The following is a 15,874-nucleotide window of genomic DNA, read 5'->3' as shown; positions in this document are numbered from 1 at the left end:
CTAATATTTATATTTTCTTCATTTAAAAATTAATGAATTTCCAACAACAGTTATATCAGAAAGAGCCATCGCAATTGCAGCCAACGGTGGAATAATAAATCCGGCAGCAGCTAATGGAATAATGATAATATTATAACTAAATGCTCAAATAAAATTCATTCAAATATTATTTTTAGTTTTTTTAGTTAAAACAATAGCCTTATAAATAATACTAATATCATTATCAAGAATAGTAATATCACCAATTTTTTTAGCAATATCACTACCAGAGCCCATTGCAATTGCTAAATCAGATTGTTCTAAGGCAATAACATCATTAATACCATCACCAACAAACGCTACTTTTTTCCCTTTTGCTTGTAAATCAGCAACAATTTGTGATTTACCTTGTGGTGTAACATTAGCAAAGTATGTTTCTATCCCAACGCGATTAGCAATAGCAAGTGTTTGTGATTCATTATCACCACTAATTAAAATAACCTCAATTCCCTGTTTTTTAACTTTTTCAATTGTTAATAATGCATTTGTTTGTAATTCATCTTCTAAAATAAAAATATTAGTAACAACTTTATTAATTGCCAATGCCAATACTTTCTGGCTAGGAGTAACTGTTTCAAAATCAAATGTTTTTAGAAATGGACTAAATGGCATTTTTGCTTTTTGTAAATTTTCAAGTGATGAAATTTGTAATTCTTCAGTTTGATATTTTGCTTTAATACCAAAACCAATTTGTTCTTTAACTTCGGTAATTGTCAATGATTGTCCAACATTATTAGTATTAGCATATAAAGAAAAAGCTAAAGCCAAAGGATGTGTTGAATGTTTTTCCATAGCAATTGCCTTATTAACATGTTTTTCTTGACCATAAATTTTAGTAATAACCAAATTACCAGTAGTTAATGTTCCTGTTTTATCAAAACAAATGGTATCAATCTTAGTAATTTTTTCAAAAGCACTAGCCTTATTATAAATAATTCCTATTTTTGCTGCTTTATTAATTCCAACAGCAACTGCTAATGGTGTTGCAATCCCTAATGCACAAGGACAAGCAATTATTAAAGTTGCAATTGCAATTTCTAATGATTCTTGCACACCATTACCTACTGCAAAATAACGAATAAGAAAAACTAAAATGGCAATTAAAATAACAGTTGGTGTAAATCACCCAGAAATTTTATCAGCCAATTTTTGTAATTTTGGTTTCTGAGATTGTGCATCTTCAACTGCCTTAATAATACTTGCTAATACTGTGTCTTTACCAATTTTAGTTGCTTTCATTCTAAAACTATCACCAACATTATTAGTTCCACCAATTAAATTTTGGTTAACTTGTTTCGTAATAACTTGCGATTCACCAGTTAACATTGATTCATTAATAAATGCTTCTTCACTAATTAATTGACCATCAGTAGGAATATTTTCACCTTTTCGAATAATTAAAATATCATTTAATTGTACATCTTCAATATTAATAAAAGTTTCTGTTTTGGTATTATAATCATATTTTAAGATTGATTTTGGCTTTAATGACATTAAACTTTCTAAGCCACTAGTAGCCCTTTTCTGTGCAACAGCACTAATTAAATCACCAAGTAAAACAATCATAATAATTGAAGCACTAACTTCAAAATATAAGTGTTCGGTTTTATTAATTATCATTAAATAAATAGAAAAAATAAATGCCGTTGTTGTTCCTAGTGCTACTAAAGTATGCATACCGGGTCATTTTTGTTTAATTAATTCTCGATAAATACCAATATAAAATTTACGACCAAAATAAAATTGAATTGGAAGTGCTAGTGCAAGTTGGACATAAGGATTACGTAAACTATCAAAAAATGAAGTATTAGGTATCATAATTAATAATAATGGTAGTAACAATATTCAACCAATAATAAGTTCAATTAAATCACGTAATTTAACATTATGTTGATGATTATGATGTTGTTCTGACATATGAGATTGATGTTGTTCACTACTATGACTATGACTACTATGATGACTATGAATACTATGATCATCTGTAATATCTTTCATATCAACTTGGTGACTCGTTTTTATATCTTTAATCTCAGTTTCAAACTTACAAATTTCATATCCTAAATGATGCATTGCTTTTTTAATTTTTTTTTCATTTCAAAACTTAGGATCATAACTAAATTGTGCTTTTTTAGTAGCAAAATTGATACTAACAGTAATACCATCTTCTTTGGTAAAATGTCTTTCGATGACACTAGCACAAGAGGTACATGAAACATCTGACAGTACTGCTCTACTAATAACAAAATTATCATTTATATCACTTGTATTATTCATATTAACTTCATCTCCTCAAATTTTAATATTTTAATCTTTTTTATTATTTTTTAATACACAATATATACAAAAATAAATTATACACATTTTAATGTTAAAAAATATTAAAAACACTAAATCCCCAATAACATGATTGGGAATTTATTACCTTAAAAAGTAATATACTTATATTATAACATAGACTATCTTAAATCTAAAAATTAATTATAAACTGGCCATTTTCTTTGATTCTATTTTTACTTCAATTTGTGAATCTATATTATTTATAGCGGTTTTTTTATCTGCAAACTTATCATTGTCAATTTCAATTTGTCTTCTTTGTTTTTCATCAAATTTTTTTGCTGCATCTATGCCAAAAGTAATAGCACCAACAGGAATACAAACAGGTAATATTACAGCATTGGCAATCCCACCAACAGCACCAGCACTAGCAGCAGCAGTTATTATATCAGTTTTTAATTGTTCTTTAGAACGGTCACTAACAACACTAAGAACCTGTTTAGAATCTTTTTAATAAAACTGAAATAAATGAAAGAACAACCATTTGTAAACTAGTATTTAGTTTTCTTTCACAATTTTTTCATAATCTTCTGTATTTTTCTAATCAAGCAAAGCTTCGTTCTACAATTCATCTTTTTGGTAATACTACAAAAGTATGTAATTCATTGCGTTTTATCACTTCAACATTTGCATTTATGATTGTTTTGATTTCAGAAGCAAATTTTTCACCAGTATAACCAGCATCTACTATTATTTTTTGAACTGCAGAAAGATTTTCTTTTTCATTTTCAATCATTATTATAGCGCTATTACGATCTGTTTTTTCTGCCGTGGTTATGTAAATTGCATGTGGTAAACCTTGAGAATCAACAACAATATGACGTTTTATACCTGAAATCTTTTTACCAGCATCATAACCTTTATTTTCAGTAGTATCTGTATTTTTAACACTTTGCGAATCAATTATACAAAAACTAGTTTGTTCTTTGCGATTATTGTTGATACGAACTTTTTTAACTAATTTTTTTTAAAATTAATTGCAATACACTAGGTTCTTTACCATTATTTTTACTTCAAATTTGAAAATAATAATATACAGTTTGTCATTTTGGAAAATTTTTTGGTAACATTCTTCATTGACAACCACTTTTTAATACATATAAAATTGCACAAAATATTTCATATAAATCTAAACTTCTTGGTTTTGTTTTCTTTTTACTATTTTCTAAAATTGATTTTATGTTTTCAAATTGTTCTTTGGTGACATGACTTGGATAATTTTTATGCATATATACCTCTTATTTTAAAATATATAATCATTTTACATTATTTTCAAAAAGATTCTAAACAGGTTCTAACACCACCCGCAACAGTAGCAGTAACTAAAGCGCTTATTTGAGCAATAGGATTAATATACAAAGCACCACTAGCAGCACCAACAGCAGCACCTTTAGTCACTTTTATAATTTTTGCGGTTGTTCGATGTTTTGTTTTAAATTTTTTTCATTTTGTAGGTTTTTGTTCTACATTTTCTTCTGATTTTGCTTCAAGATTTTGTAAAATTTCATTTTTTATAGGCATTTCTTTTAATCTTCCTTTCAAATAAAAACTCATTTATTTTTATCAAAATAATGAGTTAAAAACTTATATTAAGTTTAATTATTATTATATTCTTTTCTATACTGAATATTGATATTTTTAATAATTGCAAACTATCATATACAATTTATAGATATACTGGTTTATAATCAATATAAATAAAAAATAGATAAGAATATATACATATTAAACAACTTTTATCTTTTTTATAGCAACAAATATTATACTATTAAGTTTCTACTTCAACTTCATCAGTATTAACATCATCTGTTAATTTACTAATTACTAAATCAATTCCTTGTTTACTAATACTAGAAAATAAAATAATAGGAGTATTAGTGCTAAGTTTTAAAGTTGATAATATTAATTTTTTATTTTTTACTAATTGACTATTTTTCACTTTATCAACTTTAGTAGCAATTAAATGAATTTTTAAATGATAATGTTGTAAATATTCCAACATATCAATATCATCTTTACTGGGTGCATGTCTTAAATCTAATAATAAAAAAACTGCTTTTAAATTTTTTCGTGACTGAAAATATTCATCCATCATTGTCGCAAATTGGATTTTTTTTTCATTTGATACTTTAGCAAAACCATAGCCAGGAACATCAACAAAGCGACAAATATTATTATTAATTGTAAAAAAATTTAGCATTTGTGTTTTACCAGGTGTTTGTGAAACTCTAGCTAACTTACCATTATTACAAATTGTATTTAAAAATGTTGATTTACCAACATTACTGCGACCAACAAAACAAAATTCAGGAATTTCATCCTGCGGCCATTGTTCTTCTTTAATAGCACTAGTTAAAAATTGTGCTTGCTTAATTCGTTCCATTTTTTACCTCTTATTCAAAAATATATTATAGTCAATAGTTAAAATTTAAACTAATTATTATTTATTATTTTAATTTTTATTAATATTAATAAAATTAGTAAAATGAATATTATCTAATGGTCATATACCAAAACCAAAAAATAATGCAGCCAAAATGATACCACCAACAATAATACAAATAGCAAGTCATTTTATAATTTTAAATAATAACATAAAACTAATAATAGCAATAGCTATTATAATAATACCAACTATTACAAATGTATTCATGTTTACCTCCTATTATTTTAATTATTAAAGTAACACGTAACATTAATTAATAATAACATAAAATAAATTTGAATATTTTATAGTAATCATCTTTTTCCTAAAATTATATAAATTAAAAAAAGTTATCTTTTTAAAGAGAAACATGTTAAAATGTCAAAGGATAAAGGAGAGTGATATCATGATTGACAGCGATTCCATTTATAATAATAAAAACAATACTAATTTAAAAATTAGTAATTTTAAAAGTGTACTTTTAAATAAAGATTCAGTCAAATATTCTCCTAGTATTTTTACTAAAAAAATATTTTTTTAGCGTGTTAATAAATTTCTAAATCCTTATTTAAAAGTCTTAAAATAAGAAAAATAAGGAGGTAAAGAAATTATGAAGATTTTTTTAAACAAAATTTATTTTAAATTACAATTTAGTTTTAAAAAACCATTAGTTTACACAAATGGTGATTATATTAAACAAATTGCACAATTTAACCAAAAACAATTACTAAAAAATTTAGATTTACATAATTTTGGTCTTAAAACAGACCAAATTGAAATAAGAAGAAAAAAATATGGTATTAATACTTTAAAAAATACAAAATTTAATTGAATTTTAGAATTTTTAAAAGCATATTTTGGACCATTCAATATAATTTTAGCAATTATTACTATCTATAATTTATTCTCATATTTTACAACAAATGATACTTCAATTTATTCATTGGTTGCCGCTATTATTGTTGGAACTATGATTTTATTAAGTGGAACCTTAATTTACATTCAATCAATACGAGCTTTTTTTATTACTAAACATTTAACAATTTTGGTCAAAAATACAACTACTGTTATTCGTAATATAAACATTAATCAAATTACTAAAGAAAACTCAATTAAAATAATTAAACAAGCACAAGAAATAAATGTTAATGAATTGTTACCCGGTGATTTAATTTATTTATCAGCTGGTGATTTAATTCCTGCTGATTTAAAAATTTTATTAAGTAACGATTTATTTATTAATCAATCATCATTAACAGGAGAATCACTACCTACTGAAAAACACGCTATTAACGATCCTGCATATCAAAACTTATTTGATTTACAAAATATTTGTTTTATGGGAACAAGTGTTGTTTTTGGAAGTGCAATTGCTATTGTTATAGCAACAGCTACTAACACTTACTTCGCTACTATTGCTGATACAATAAATAAACAACGTCCATTAAGCAGTTTTTCTAAAGGAATTAAACGCGTTACTTTAATGTTAATTTGCTTTATGCTAGTAATGGTACCCATTGTGTTAATTATCAATGGCCTTTTAAAAAATGATTGACCTGCAGCATTTATTTTTTCAATTTCGGTTGCTGTTGGTTTGACTCCTGAAATGCTACCAATGATTGTTACCTCTAATCTAGCACGAGGTGCTAGTAAAATGAGTAAACAAAAAGTAGTTGTTAAACAACTAGCTGCTATTCAAAATTTAGGTGCAATTGATATTTTATGTACTGATAAAACAGGAACTTTAACTAATGATAATATTGAAGTAGTCAACCATATAACATTGGACAATAAAACAAATAATGATTTAATTAAGTTTATTTATTTAAATAGTTATTTTCAAACAGGAATAAAAAATCCAATGGATAATTCAATACTTGAATTTGGAGAAAAAAATAAATTAAAAAATATAAGTAATTATTATCAAAAAATTGATGAAATTCCTTTTGATTTTAATCGTCGTAAATTAACAGTTGTTTTAGAAGATAAATTAAATAATAAAAAATTAATTTGTAAAGGTGCAATTGAAGAAGTTATTAATACATGTAATCGTATAGTTTATCAAGATAAAGTAATACCATTAAATTCTGATTTAATGAAAATGATTAATAAAAAAATAACAAAATTAAATGAACAAGGATTACGTGTCTTAGGTGTCTCATATGAAGATACAAATCTTACTAATAATAAATATAATGAAACAAACGAAAAAAATTTAATTTTTCTTGGTTTTGTAACTTTTCTTGATACACCAAAACCTACAGCAACAAAAATGATCAAATTGCTAAAAACACATGGTGTTGATCTTAAAATATTAACTGGTGATAATGAATTAGTAACAAGAGCAATTTGTAATCGTGTTAATCTAGAAATTAAAGGATTAATTTCTGGTGAACAATTAACTGGCCTAACTGAATATGAATTAAAAAGAATTGTTGAAAATAATAATATTTTTGTTAAACTAAACCCATTACAAAAAGCAAAGATTATTCAAACTTTAAAAAGTAATGATCACGTTGTTGGTTTCATGGGTGATGGTATTAATGATGCTTTAGTATTAAGAAATGCTGATGTTGGAATTTCTGTTGATAATGCTACTGATATTGCAAAAGAAGCATCAGATATCATTTTATTAGAAAAATCATTATTAGTTTTAGAAAAAGGGATTATTGAAGGTCGTCGCATTTTTGGAAATATTTTAAAATATATTAAAATTGCGATTGCTTCTAACTTTGGTAATGTCTTTAGTGTGCTAGTAGCATCAGCATGATTTGCTTTTGCACCAATGTCACCAGTACAATTATTATTTCAAAATTTATTATATGATATTTCACAATTTACTATTGCCTTTGATCGTGTTGATCCATCATTTTTATTAAAACCACAACGCTGAAATCCAAAAGGAATGTTACCATTTGCTTTTATTAATGGACCTATAAGTAGCATTTTTGATATCTCTACTTTTGCAATTTTAGGATTTGGATTTGGTGTCTTTGCTAATACTTCTGCAGAAAATATTAATATGTTCAACTCAGGATGATTTATTGAAGGTTTATTAACGCAAACATTAATAGTACAAATGTTTAGAACTGAAAAAATTCCTTTTATTCAAAGTCGTGGTACTTGACCAGTAAATATAATGGCAATTGTTATTTGTACCATTGGATTAAGTTTACCTTATACTTACATTGGTCATCAAATGAATATGGTAGGACCACCGCCAGTCTATATTCCAATTGTTTTAGGAATAATCATGACTTATTGTGTGCTAAGTCAATTAATAAAAATGGGATATATTAAAGTATTTAAAAAATGATTATAACAGCTAATTATTCTTAAATTTTGACATTATATAAATTATACGCAATATTTTTAAATTTAGTAAAATAATTAAAAAAATAATTTATTTAAAATGATTTTTTTGACATATAATAATTATTTAAATCTTATGATATAATTTTTTCAAACTTAATATAAGTTTTTAACCTATTTATTTTAGTTTTAAAATAAATAGGTTTTTTAATTTGATAGGAGAAAAAAATGTCTAATTTAAAAGAAATATCTAAATTAAATACAACTATAAATATTAATAAAAATGAAAAATTAATTAAAGCCGCTAAACATGATGATTTGGAATTGACCCAAACTTTATTAAAAAATAACGCTGATGTTAATTATGTAGATGAACATCGTAATAGTCCATTAACAATAGCTGCTGAACATGGTAATTTAAAAATTGTTCAAACTTTATTAAAAAATAACGCTAATATTAACCATATAAATGATTTTGGTGATGATGCTTTAAGAATGGCTGCTAAAAATGGACACACAGAAGTAGTTAACACTTTATTAGCAACAAATAGTAAGATTATTAATCACAAAAATTGAATTAGTAATACTGCTCTAATATCAGCAGCACAAAATGGGCATGTAAATACAATTAAAACTTTAATAAAAAATGGTGTAGATATTAGTCATTTAGATGCTAATGGTGATAGTGCTTTAACATGATCTACTAGAAATGGACATTTAGAAATACAAAAAATAATTAATGAATCAAATTCTTGAAAAGAACAAATAAATTCTACAGATTTACAAAATCATCTTTTACCAAATAAATGCAATAAATCAAATTTTCTTTAAGAAAATAATTTAAAAAGTGATAATATTATTATCACTTTATTATTAATAATTTTTAATATTAACAATTAACTAGGTATAATATCAAATTCAAAATTATATTCTGCACCCGTTTTAGCTCACCCAAACAATGCTGATTGAAAAGCTTGATTAATTTGTTCAAATTTATAAGTTAATCCTTCATGATTATAACTAATATATAAATATAAGTCAGTATAACCTATTGCTGCAGTTTTAGTTTTATTTACAAAAATACCACTTGATAGTTTAAATTTTTTATTTTGTTCACCAAAATTAATTTTAAACTCTTTCTGACTATATACAACTTGATCTTGTCATCCTGCATTACTACCATCAGATCAACAATATCCTACTTTACTATCTTTTAAAAGTAATTTATAACTCCTAATACTAGTATCAATATTGCTTACTGTTTTAGATATACTACTAGTTTGACTATCTTTAAAATTAAAACCAGCAACATGAGCAATTTTAGTAGTTCAAGAAACTGATTCTTTTATCTCAGATAATTGATTTGTTTTAATTACATTTGAGTTAACCATTGAACTAGTTACTAGACTTGTTCCAGTAGTCAAAGTTAGTGCTGTTAATATAGATAAATATTTTTTCATATAAACCCCCTAAGTTTAGATTAACTTTAATTATTTAATTTATTAATTTTGTTAAATAATTAAATAATTAAAGTTAATTTTATTATATTTTTTTAATAAATAAAGTGTTAAAAAATAATAAATAATTTTAAACTATTTCCAATCATTAAAAATATAATTTTAGTAAAAAATAGAAATATAAAAATTAAAAAATAATAATATTTTTTTGTATTTTTTCATGATAAAATTCTAAATAACACAAAAATAAAATTAAAAGAAAAAGGAACAAAACTATGAATAAAAAAACAATATACTATAGTTTATTAATAATTCCTATTTCTTTATTTGTATTATTACTTACTTTATTTTTAACAAATATTTGAAAACCCTCAATTGTTGCTATTATTTTTATTACTATTTTGTTAATAATAGTAGCAATTTTTACATGATATCTTATAAAAAATAGTTATTCACAATTTGATAAAGAACATATCCATAATTTTGAAGATAATTTTAAACAACGATTTTGAAAACTAGGAATAATTGGTTTTATTGCTGATTTTTGTGACACAATTGGTATTGGTTCATTTGCAGTAAGTATTATTTTATTAAAATTAACAAAACAGGTACGTAATGATAAAAAAATTTTAGGAATTATGAATGTTGGTCATAGTATTCCTACTTGTTTAGAAGCAATTATTTTTATTGCTTTAATTCAAGTAGCCATGACCAACACTAGTGTTTCATTAATTTCTGCTGCAACATTAGGTGCCTATTTAGGCGCCATTATCGCAAATAAAATTAAACTTAGTTGATCACAACTATTTATTGGTGTTCTATTATTTATTGTTTCAATTATCATGCTTTTAGGTCAAAAACAAATTGGAATTATGCCAACAGCGGGTAATAATAATAGTCTTGATATTTGATGAAAATATTTGGTTGGTATTAGTATATTCTTTATCCTTGGTGCTTTCATGGCATTAGGCATTGGTATTTATGCTCCAGCAATGGCAACTACTTATTTATTAGGTCTTAACGCTGAATGTGCTTTTCCAATTATGATGGGATCTGCAGCTTTTTTAATGCCAGTTGCTGGTACACGTTTTATTAAAGATAAAAACTATGAAATTAAACCAGCAATTGCTTTCACACTAGGTGGATCAATTGGTGTTATTTGTGCTTACTTAAGTGTATTCTTATTATTACTACTTAAATTTTATTATTGCTAAAATCATCAATTCCTTTTTTAATAATATTAAATACTTGCTTTGATAATACATCAGTAGATAATTTAATAAATTCACTTGGTTCAATTGCCTTATGAAAAATAAGATGAATATCTTTTTTGCCTTTATATTTTCGATCAAAAATTTGATAAGAATTAATAATAGTAACAGGAATAATTGGTACATAAGATTGATATGCCATATTAAAAGCACCTGCTTTAAATTCTTGCATTTCTTGTTGATGACTTCTTGTTCCTTCTGGAAAAATCATCATTGTACGCGGAATTCTAATTAATTCCTTTGCTTCTTGAAAAGTCGTAATGGCTGTTCGTGGATTATTACGATCAATAAATAAAACATCAATTAAAAAAATAAATCTTCGTGCCAAATGGCTTTTTTTTAATTCTTCTTTTGCAATAAAACCTAAAGGTGCATATAAACTATAATCATTTACCGATAATACTAATAATGGATCAAAATTTGATTGATGATTGGCAACCATTACACAACCTTTTCTTTTTGGTCAATTTTCAATGTTATGAACGGTTAATTTAATATTATATAATCATTTAATATAACGCACACGTTTTTTCAATCAAATATATCGTTTTGCTTCAGAAACTAAACTTGGGTCTTTTAATACCTTTCTTGTCATTGAACCTGATTTACTATAAGTTTGTAATAAATAAGGTCATGTTAAAATTGCTTTTCAAATGTTCATTATTATTATTTTTCCTTTCTTTGATACACATTCGCTACAAATTCTGCAAATTCTGTTGTTTTGATTAATTTAAAATCAGAAAAATTACTAACAGGAAATAAAAGATCACCATTATATAAATTTTTAATGACTGAAACATATAAATAATCAGCATAATCTCATGCCTGCTTATAAATTTCAGCACCACCAATAATACAAATATCTCTTTTTTTATTACCTTGATATTGTTTTAAATATGAAATAATATCATTTGTGAAAGTAATATTATTATCATTTAGAAATTGTTGATAACGTTCTTGATGATTAGTAACAACTATATTGTAACGATTTTTTAGTGGTTTGCCAATACTTTCAAAAGTTTTTGAACCCATTAATACATTTTTATTTAAAGTAATGCTCTGAAAATATTGCATTTCTTCTTTAATTTTTCAGGGCAATTTATTATTAAAACCAATTACCTTTTCTTTGGTCATTGCTCAAACTAAAATTACCATTATACTGCAACCTGACCTCTAATCAACGGATATGGATCATATTGTTCTAATTTAAAATCTTCAAATTTAAAATTAAATAAATTAGTAATATTTTTATTAATAACTAAAATTGGCAATGATTTTGGTTTTCTACTTAATTGTTCATTAATTTGTGAAAAATGATTACTATAAATATGAGCATCACCTAAAGTATGAATAAATTCTCCTAACTGATAGTCACATATTTGTGCTAACATTATTGTTAATAATGCATAAGAAGCAATATTAAAAGGAACTCCTAAAAAAATATCTGCACTACGTTGATATAATTGACAAGATAATTTTTTATCATCAGAAACGTAAAATTGAATTAAAGTATGACATGGTGGTAGTGCCATATTCTTAATTTCTGCAGGATTTCATGCTGATAAAATGTGTCTTCGTGAAAAAGGATTGTTTTTTAAATTTTCTATTAACTCCTGCAATTGATCAACACCATTAAAATTACGTCATTGTCTACCATAAACAGGTCCTAAATCACCAAATTCAAGAGCAAATTGATGATCAGTTTTAATTTTTTCAACAAATTCTTCTAAAGTTTCATTTTGATATTTTTTACTTTCCATAAATTTCTTATAAGGTCACTCATTTCAAATTCTAACATTATTTTTAACTAAATATTCAATATTAGTATCACCAGCAATAAATCATAATAACTCATGAACAATAGAAGCAAAATGAACTTTTTTTGTAGTTAATATGGGAAAACCTTTTTGTAAATCAAAACGCATTTGATAACCAAAAGTAGAAACAGTACCAGTGCCTGTTCTATCAGCTTTTTTATATCCTTTTTCTAAAACATATTGACATAAATCTAAATATTGTTTCATAATCATTACCTCTTTCATAAATCAAATTAAATCAATTATATTTTAACAAAAAATATTTTTTTATCTAAGTTTTAATTTTAGTTCCTTCTTACTATATCTTGTCATAAAAAAAGTCTCCTTACTAAATTAAAACATTGTTTTTTGCAACTTAGGGGCGACCCTTTCCTATTTAACCGTGAAATTATTGGAGATATAGTGTAGGTACTAAAAAGATGCATCATTGGTACATAAAGCATTTAAGCAATCAAATCGCTGTTTAAAAGATATCCAAATATTTCATACTGATCGCGGTAATGAGTTTAATAATAAAACTATTAATAAACTTTTACTAGCATTCAACATTACCCGCTCTTTAAGCAAAAAAGGCTGTCCTTATGATAATGCTGTTGCTAAGGCAAATTTTAAAACTTTCAAAACCGAATTTATTAATAACAAATTTTTACATCATTTATCCAATTAAAACTACAATTATTTGATTATATCAATTGATATAACAACATAAGAATTCATAGCACTCTAAACTACTTAACTCCAATTAATTATCAAAAACAAATGTCTACCAAAAAATAGTCCTAAAAAGGGTTGCCATTCCAATTTTATAAGATGTGATTTTTCTTGATTTTTAGATCAGTGGTGATGTACTATTTTTCGTGAATAAAAATCAACAAATGCTCATAAATATAATTTTTGATTATTAATTTTAAATTCACTAATATCTAAAGCAATTTTTTCTAATGGTTTATTAACACTAAAACTAATGCTATCATCAGATTGTTTTAGTAAATTAGGTGCTATAAATCAAATATAAATTATCTTTCTACTAACTTTATTTTCTTTGCTTAATGTTGTGGCAAATTTACCAGCAAAATATTGTTCTATTATTTTTAATTTTAGTTCCTTACTATATCTTGTCATAAAAAGAGTCTCCTTACTAACTTAAAACATTGTTTTTTGCAACTTAGGGGTGACCCTTTCACATATTCAAAAATTTGTAAAATACACTTAATAAATATTTATTTTTTATTATGTCTATGTATAATTAAGATTAAATATCAATATCATATTTCATGTTATTTGAAAGGAAAATTAAATTGAGTCAAAATGAAGTATTTAGTTGAATAGGTGTTATTTCTGGTTCTAGCTTACTTATTTCTTTTATATTACTTTTAATGTTTTTACTAATAAAATTTTTATTAAATTATAAACAAAAAAACAAAGTTAAAAGAATACTTTCTTCAAATGATTTTAGTCAAATCATAGGAACGAAAAAAGAATTAAAAATAAAACTAAGAAAATATTTTAAAGAAATATTTATTAGAGATGTTGATATAAATTTATTTAAAAAATTTCTAAAATCAGAAAGTGGAATTAATAAAAAACCAACAAAAATTGCCTGAAATTTTTTTATAATTTTGACAAATTCAATATTAGTAAATAAAACCGAAGGAAGAGTTTCTGAAGCAATTAAAAGTATTAAAAATACTTTTGATGAAAGTAAACAAATATTATTAACTTCCGATAACAATAACTTAGTAACAGATGTAATTTTAAAAATTATGAATTTAAAAATCAGATCAATCTTAATTGCTAGTAGATCACTAACAAAAATAGACACTAATGGTAATTTCATCATTAATGATGAAAATTTAAGCAAAAAAGAAATCGAAGATTTTTGAAAACAAATTGATAAAGTTAGAAAAGATTTAATAGAAAACAAATACTTATATTTTATTTCAATACTTTCACTTTCAACTGCAACTAATGAACAAATCAAAAAATTATTAAACTACACAGATTAAAATATTAAATGTTTAAATAAAACATAAGTCTTAATAATGTTAAAAAAAGGAGTTAAACAGTGAGAAAAATTTTTATTTCATATCATCATCTAAGAGAACAAGAAGAAAAAGACCAATTAGCAGAGTTAATTAAAAAGTATGCTAATTATTTAAATATAAAAGACATGTCTGTAGAAATAGGGGATATTGATACCACATGATCAAATAATGAAATCGCTAAAACTATTAGACAAAATCATTTAAAAGATACAACTATTACTATTCTTATTCTAGGAATACATACAAAATGTAGACAACATATTGACTGAGAAATTGAAGCTTCATTAAATAAATATGGAAGTTTAAATAGAAGAAAGAAGATAAATAGTTTTATAATACTTTTAACTGCAGATTTTATTAAAAAAGCAAAAACAAATTGTAATTTTAATAACACTTGTGATTATTCTTCTTTAATCACCCAAGAAAATGCTGGTCAAAGAATATATGAAACCGTAATAAATAAACATGCAATTATTGCTACTTATGATGAAATCTTTTCAGATATAATAATTCTTAAAAATTTACTTGATAAAGTTCAATCTAATCATAAAAAAGAAGAAATGTTTTATCAAAATGTTATCAGCCCTAGTTTTTTAAAACCAACTGTTTTAAAAGATAATACTAAAGATACTGTTTTTAATGAAAAAAAAGAAATAGATAATGCAAAATTAACTTCAAATAAAGATAATAATTTTAACGAAGATGATGATAGTAATATCGTAGTACCTTCTAAATCAGAGGAAAAAATAAATAATGTAATATTAACTTTAAGTCAAGATAGTGAAATTAACAATCAATTACTACAAGAAATTACAACGGACTTTACTAAAGATGATAATAAAAGTAATCTTTTAAGAAAATTATCTTTAAAACATAATAGTAAAGATAGTGTAATTGGTAGTGAACTACAAGAAACAAGTATACTGAAAGACGAAAATTTTAAAAGAATACATCTCCATAAAAAAGATAATTCAGAAGAATGTGAAGCAAAAGAAAAATCTGAAAAAATAATGCAAGTGTTTAATAAAAAAACAAAAAAATTTATAAATTCTGGTAAAATTAATTATACACAAGAATGTCCAGAAATATATTTATCCTATCTTTAAAACATACAACTAGTAAAATAAAATATAAATATTTAAAAAGTGAGAATAAAATTCTCACTTTTTAT

The 15,874-nt window shown here is 24.2% G+C and carries 16 protein-coding genes and 1 pseudogene; 7 read left to right on the top strand and 10 right to left on the bottom strand.

Translation table 4 applies throughout. The features are described from left to right. On the bottom strand, positions 1-2,316 hold the full coding sequence (locus tag ACI2WJ_RS03720) for a heavy metal translocating P-type ATPase (RefSeq protein WP_400254868.1): 2,316 nt from the start codon (positions 2,314-2,316) through the stop codon (positions 1-3). A gap of 349 nt (positions 2,317-2,665) precedes the next feature. On the opposite strand from ACI2WJ_RS03720, the gene ACI2WJ_RS03715 reads away from it, so the two are divergent. Next, positions 2,666-2,830: a hypothetical protein gene (locus tag ACI2WJ_RS03715; protein WP_400254867.1), complete on the top strand. Its 165-nt coding sequence runs from the start codon at positions 2,666-2,668 to the stop codon at positions 2,828-2,830. Here ACI2WJ_RS03715 and ACI2WJ_RS03710 read toward each other — a convergent pair. From ACI2WJ_RS03710 to ACI2WJ_RS03695, 4 genes are all read right to left on the bottom strand, one after another. After that, positions 2,816-3,605, bottom strand: a protein-coding gene (locus ACI2WJ_RS03710) for an IS5 family transposase (protein ID WP_400254448.1) whose coding sequence is annotated in 2 segments (ribosomal slippage) — positions 2,816-3,343 and positions 3,345-3,605 — 789 coding nt in all. Because the reading frame shifts where the segments join, the coding sequence is not laid out codon by codon here. The two genes, ACI2WJ_RS03715 and ACI2WJ_RS03710, sit on opposite strands and share 15 nt — an antisense overlap. Positions 3,606-3,642: 37 nt before the next feature. Further along, positions 3,643-3,897: a hypothetical protein gene (locus ACI2WJ_RS03705; RefSeq protein WP_400254866.1), complete on the bottom strand. Its 255-nt coding sequence runs from the start codon at positions 3,895-3,897 to the stop codon at positions 3,643-3,645. Between the two features lie 247 nt (positions 3,898-4,144). Next, positions 4,145-4,759 carry a ribosome biogenesis GTP-binding protein YihA/YsxC gene (gene yihA, locus ACI2WJ_RS03700; protein WP_338959507.1) on the bottom strand — a complete coding sequence of 205 codons (615 nt, stop codon included), beginning with the start codon at positions 4,757-4,759 and terminating at the stop codon, positions 4,145-4,147. A 69-nt stretch (positions 4,760-4,828) separates the two neighbouring features. After that, complete coding sequence (locus tag ACI2WJ_RS03695) at positions 4,829-5,029, bottom strand: hypothetical protein (RefSeq protein ID WP_252320689.1); 201 nt, start codon at positions 5,027-5,029, stop codon at positions 4,829-4,831. A 382-nt stretch (positions 5,030-5,411) separates the two neighbouring features. On the opposite strand from ACI2WJ_RS03695, the gene mgtA reads away from it, so the two are divergent. Both mgtA and ACI2WJ_RS03685 read left to right on the top strand, forming a co-directional pair. Continuing rightward, a complete protein-coding gene (mgtA, locus tag ACI2WJ_RS03690; protein ID WP_400254865.1) occupies positions 5,412-8,123 on the top strand; it encodes a magnesium-translocating P-type ATPase in 2,712 nt (903 codons plus the stop codon). A gap of 218 nt (positions 8,124-8,341) precedes the next feature. Beyond that, positions 8,342-8,944, top strand: coding sequence for an ankyrin repeat domain-containing protein (locus ACI2WJ_RS03685; RefSeq protein ID WP_400254864.1), 603 nt, complete (start codon positions 8,342-8,344; stop codon positions 8,942-8,944). Positions 8,945-9,009: 65 nt separating this feature from the next. On the opposite strand, the gene ACI2WJ_RS03680 is transcribed toward ACI2WJ_RS03685, so the two are convergent. Beyond that, positions 9,010-9,573, bottom strand: a complete 564-nt coding sequence (locus ACI2WJ_RS03680; RefSeq protein WP_338959500.1) for a hypothetical protein — start codon at positions 9,571-9,573, stop codon at positions 9,010-9,012. A 272-nt stretch (positions 9,574-9,845) separates the two neighbouring features. Here ACI2WJ_RS03680 and ACI2WJ_RS03675 point away from each other — a divergent pair, with 272 nt between their 5' ends. Then, positions 9,846-10,784 carry a TSUP family transporter gene (locus tag ACI2WJ_RS03675; protein ID WP_400254863.1) on the top strand — a complete coding sequence of 313 codons (939 nt, stop codon included), beginning with the start codon at positions 9,846-9,848 and terminating at the stop codon, positions 10,782-10,784. On the opposite strand, the gene ACI2WJ_RS03670 is transcribed toward ACI2WJ_RS03675, so the two are convergent. The 3 genes from ACI2WJ_RS03670 to thyA are packed head-to-tail and all read right to left on the bottom strand — an operon-like array spanning position 10,765 to position 12,865. Next, positions 10,765-11,502, bottom strand: a complete 738-nt coding sequence (locus ACI2WJ_RS03670; protein ID WP_338959498.1) for a lysophospholipid acyltransferase family protein — start codon at positions 11,500-11,502, stop codon at positions 10,765-10,767. The genes ACI2WJ_RS03675 and ACI2WJ_RS03670 overlap by 20 nt on opposite strands. A 5-nt stretch (positions 11,503-11,507) precedes the next feature. Next, positions 11,508-11,996: a dihydrofolate reductase gene (locus ACI2WJ_RS03665; RefSeq protein ID WP_338959497.1), complete on the bottom strand. Its 489-nt coding sequence runs from the start codon at positions 11,994-11,996 to the stop codon at positions 11,508-11,510. Further along, the gene (gene thyA / locus ACI2WJ_RS03660) at positions 11,996-12,865 is read right to left on the bottom strand and encodes a thymidylate synthase (protein ID WP_400254862.1); all 870 of its coding nucleotides are present in this window, start codon (positions 12,863-12,865) and stop codon (positions 11,996-11,998) included. Before thyA ends, ACI2WJ_RS03665 begins: the two co-directional genes overlap by 1 nt. A gap of 165 nt (positions 12,866-13,030) precedes the next feature. Here thyA and ACI2WJ_RS03655 point away from each other — a divergent pair. Continuing rightward, a pseudogene (locus ACI2WJ_RS03655) lies at positions 13,031-13,435 on the top strand (IS3 family transposase); the annotation flags it as partial. On the opposite strand, the gene ACI2WJ_RS03650 reads toward ACI2WJ_RS03655, so the two are convergent. Continuing rightward, positions 13,391-13,780 (bottom strand): hypothetical protein, encoded by a 390-nt coding sequence (locus ACI2WJ_RS03650; protein WP_400254861.1) that lies wholly within the window; start codon positions 13,778-13,780, stop codon positions 13,391-13,393. The pseudogene ACI2WJ_RS03655 and the gene ACI2WJ_RS03650 overlap by 45 nt on opposite strands. A gap of 176 nt (positions 13,781-13,956) precedes the next feature. Here ACI2WJ_RS03650 and ACI2WJ_RS03645 point away from each other — a divergent pair, with 176 nt between their 5' ends. Both ACI2WJ_RS03645 and ACI2WJ_RS03640 read left to right on the top strand, forming a co-directional pair. Continuing rightward, entirely contained in the window at positions 13,957-14,664 is a 708-nt protein-coding gene (locus tag ACI2WJ_RS03645) for a hypothetical protein (RefSeq protein ID WP_400254860.1), read from the top strand. Between the two features lie 59 nt (positions 14,665-14,723). Then, positions 14,724-15,809, top strand: coding sequence for a TIR domain-containing protein (locus tag ACI2WJ_RS03640; RefSeq protein WP_400254859.1), 1,086 nt, complete (start codon positions 14,724-14,726; stop codon positions 15,807-15,809). Positions 15,810-15,874: the final 65 nt, after the last annotated feature.

It is taken from the genome of Spiroplasma endosymbiont of Cleonymus obscurus (genome assembly GCF_964273375.1).
GTDB lineage: Bacteria > Bacillota_I > Bacilli_A > Mycoplasmatales > VBWQ01 > Spiroplasma_E.
This window is presented reverse-complemented; position numbering and strand designations above follow the sequence as displayed.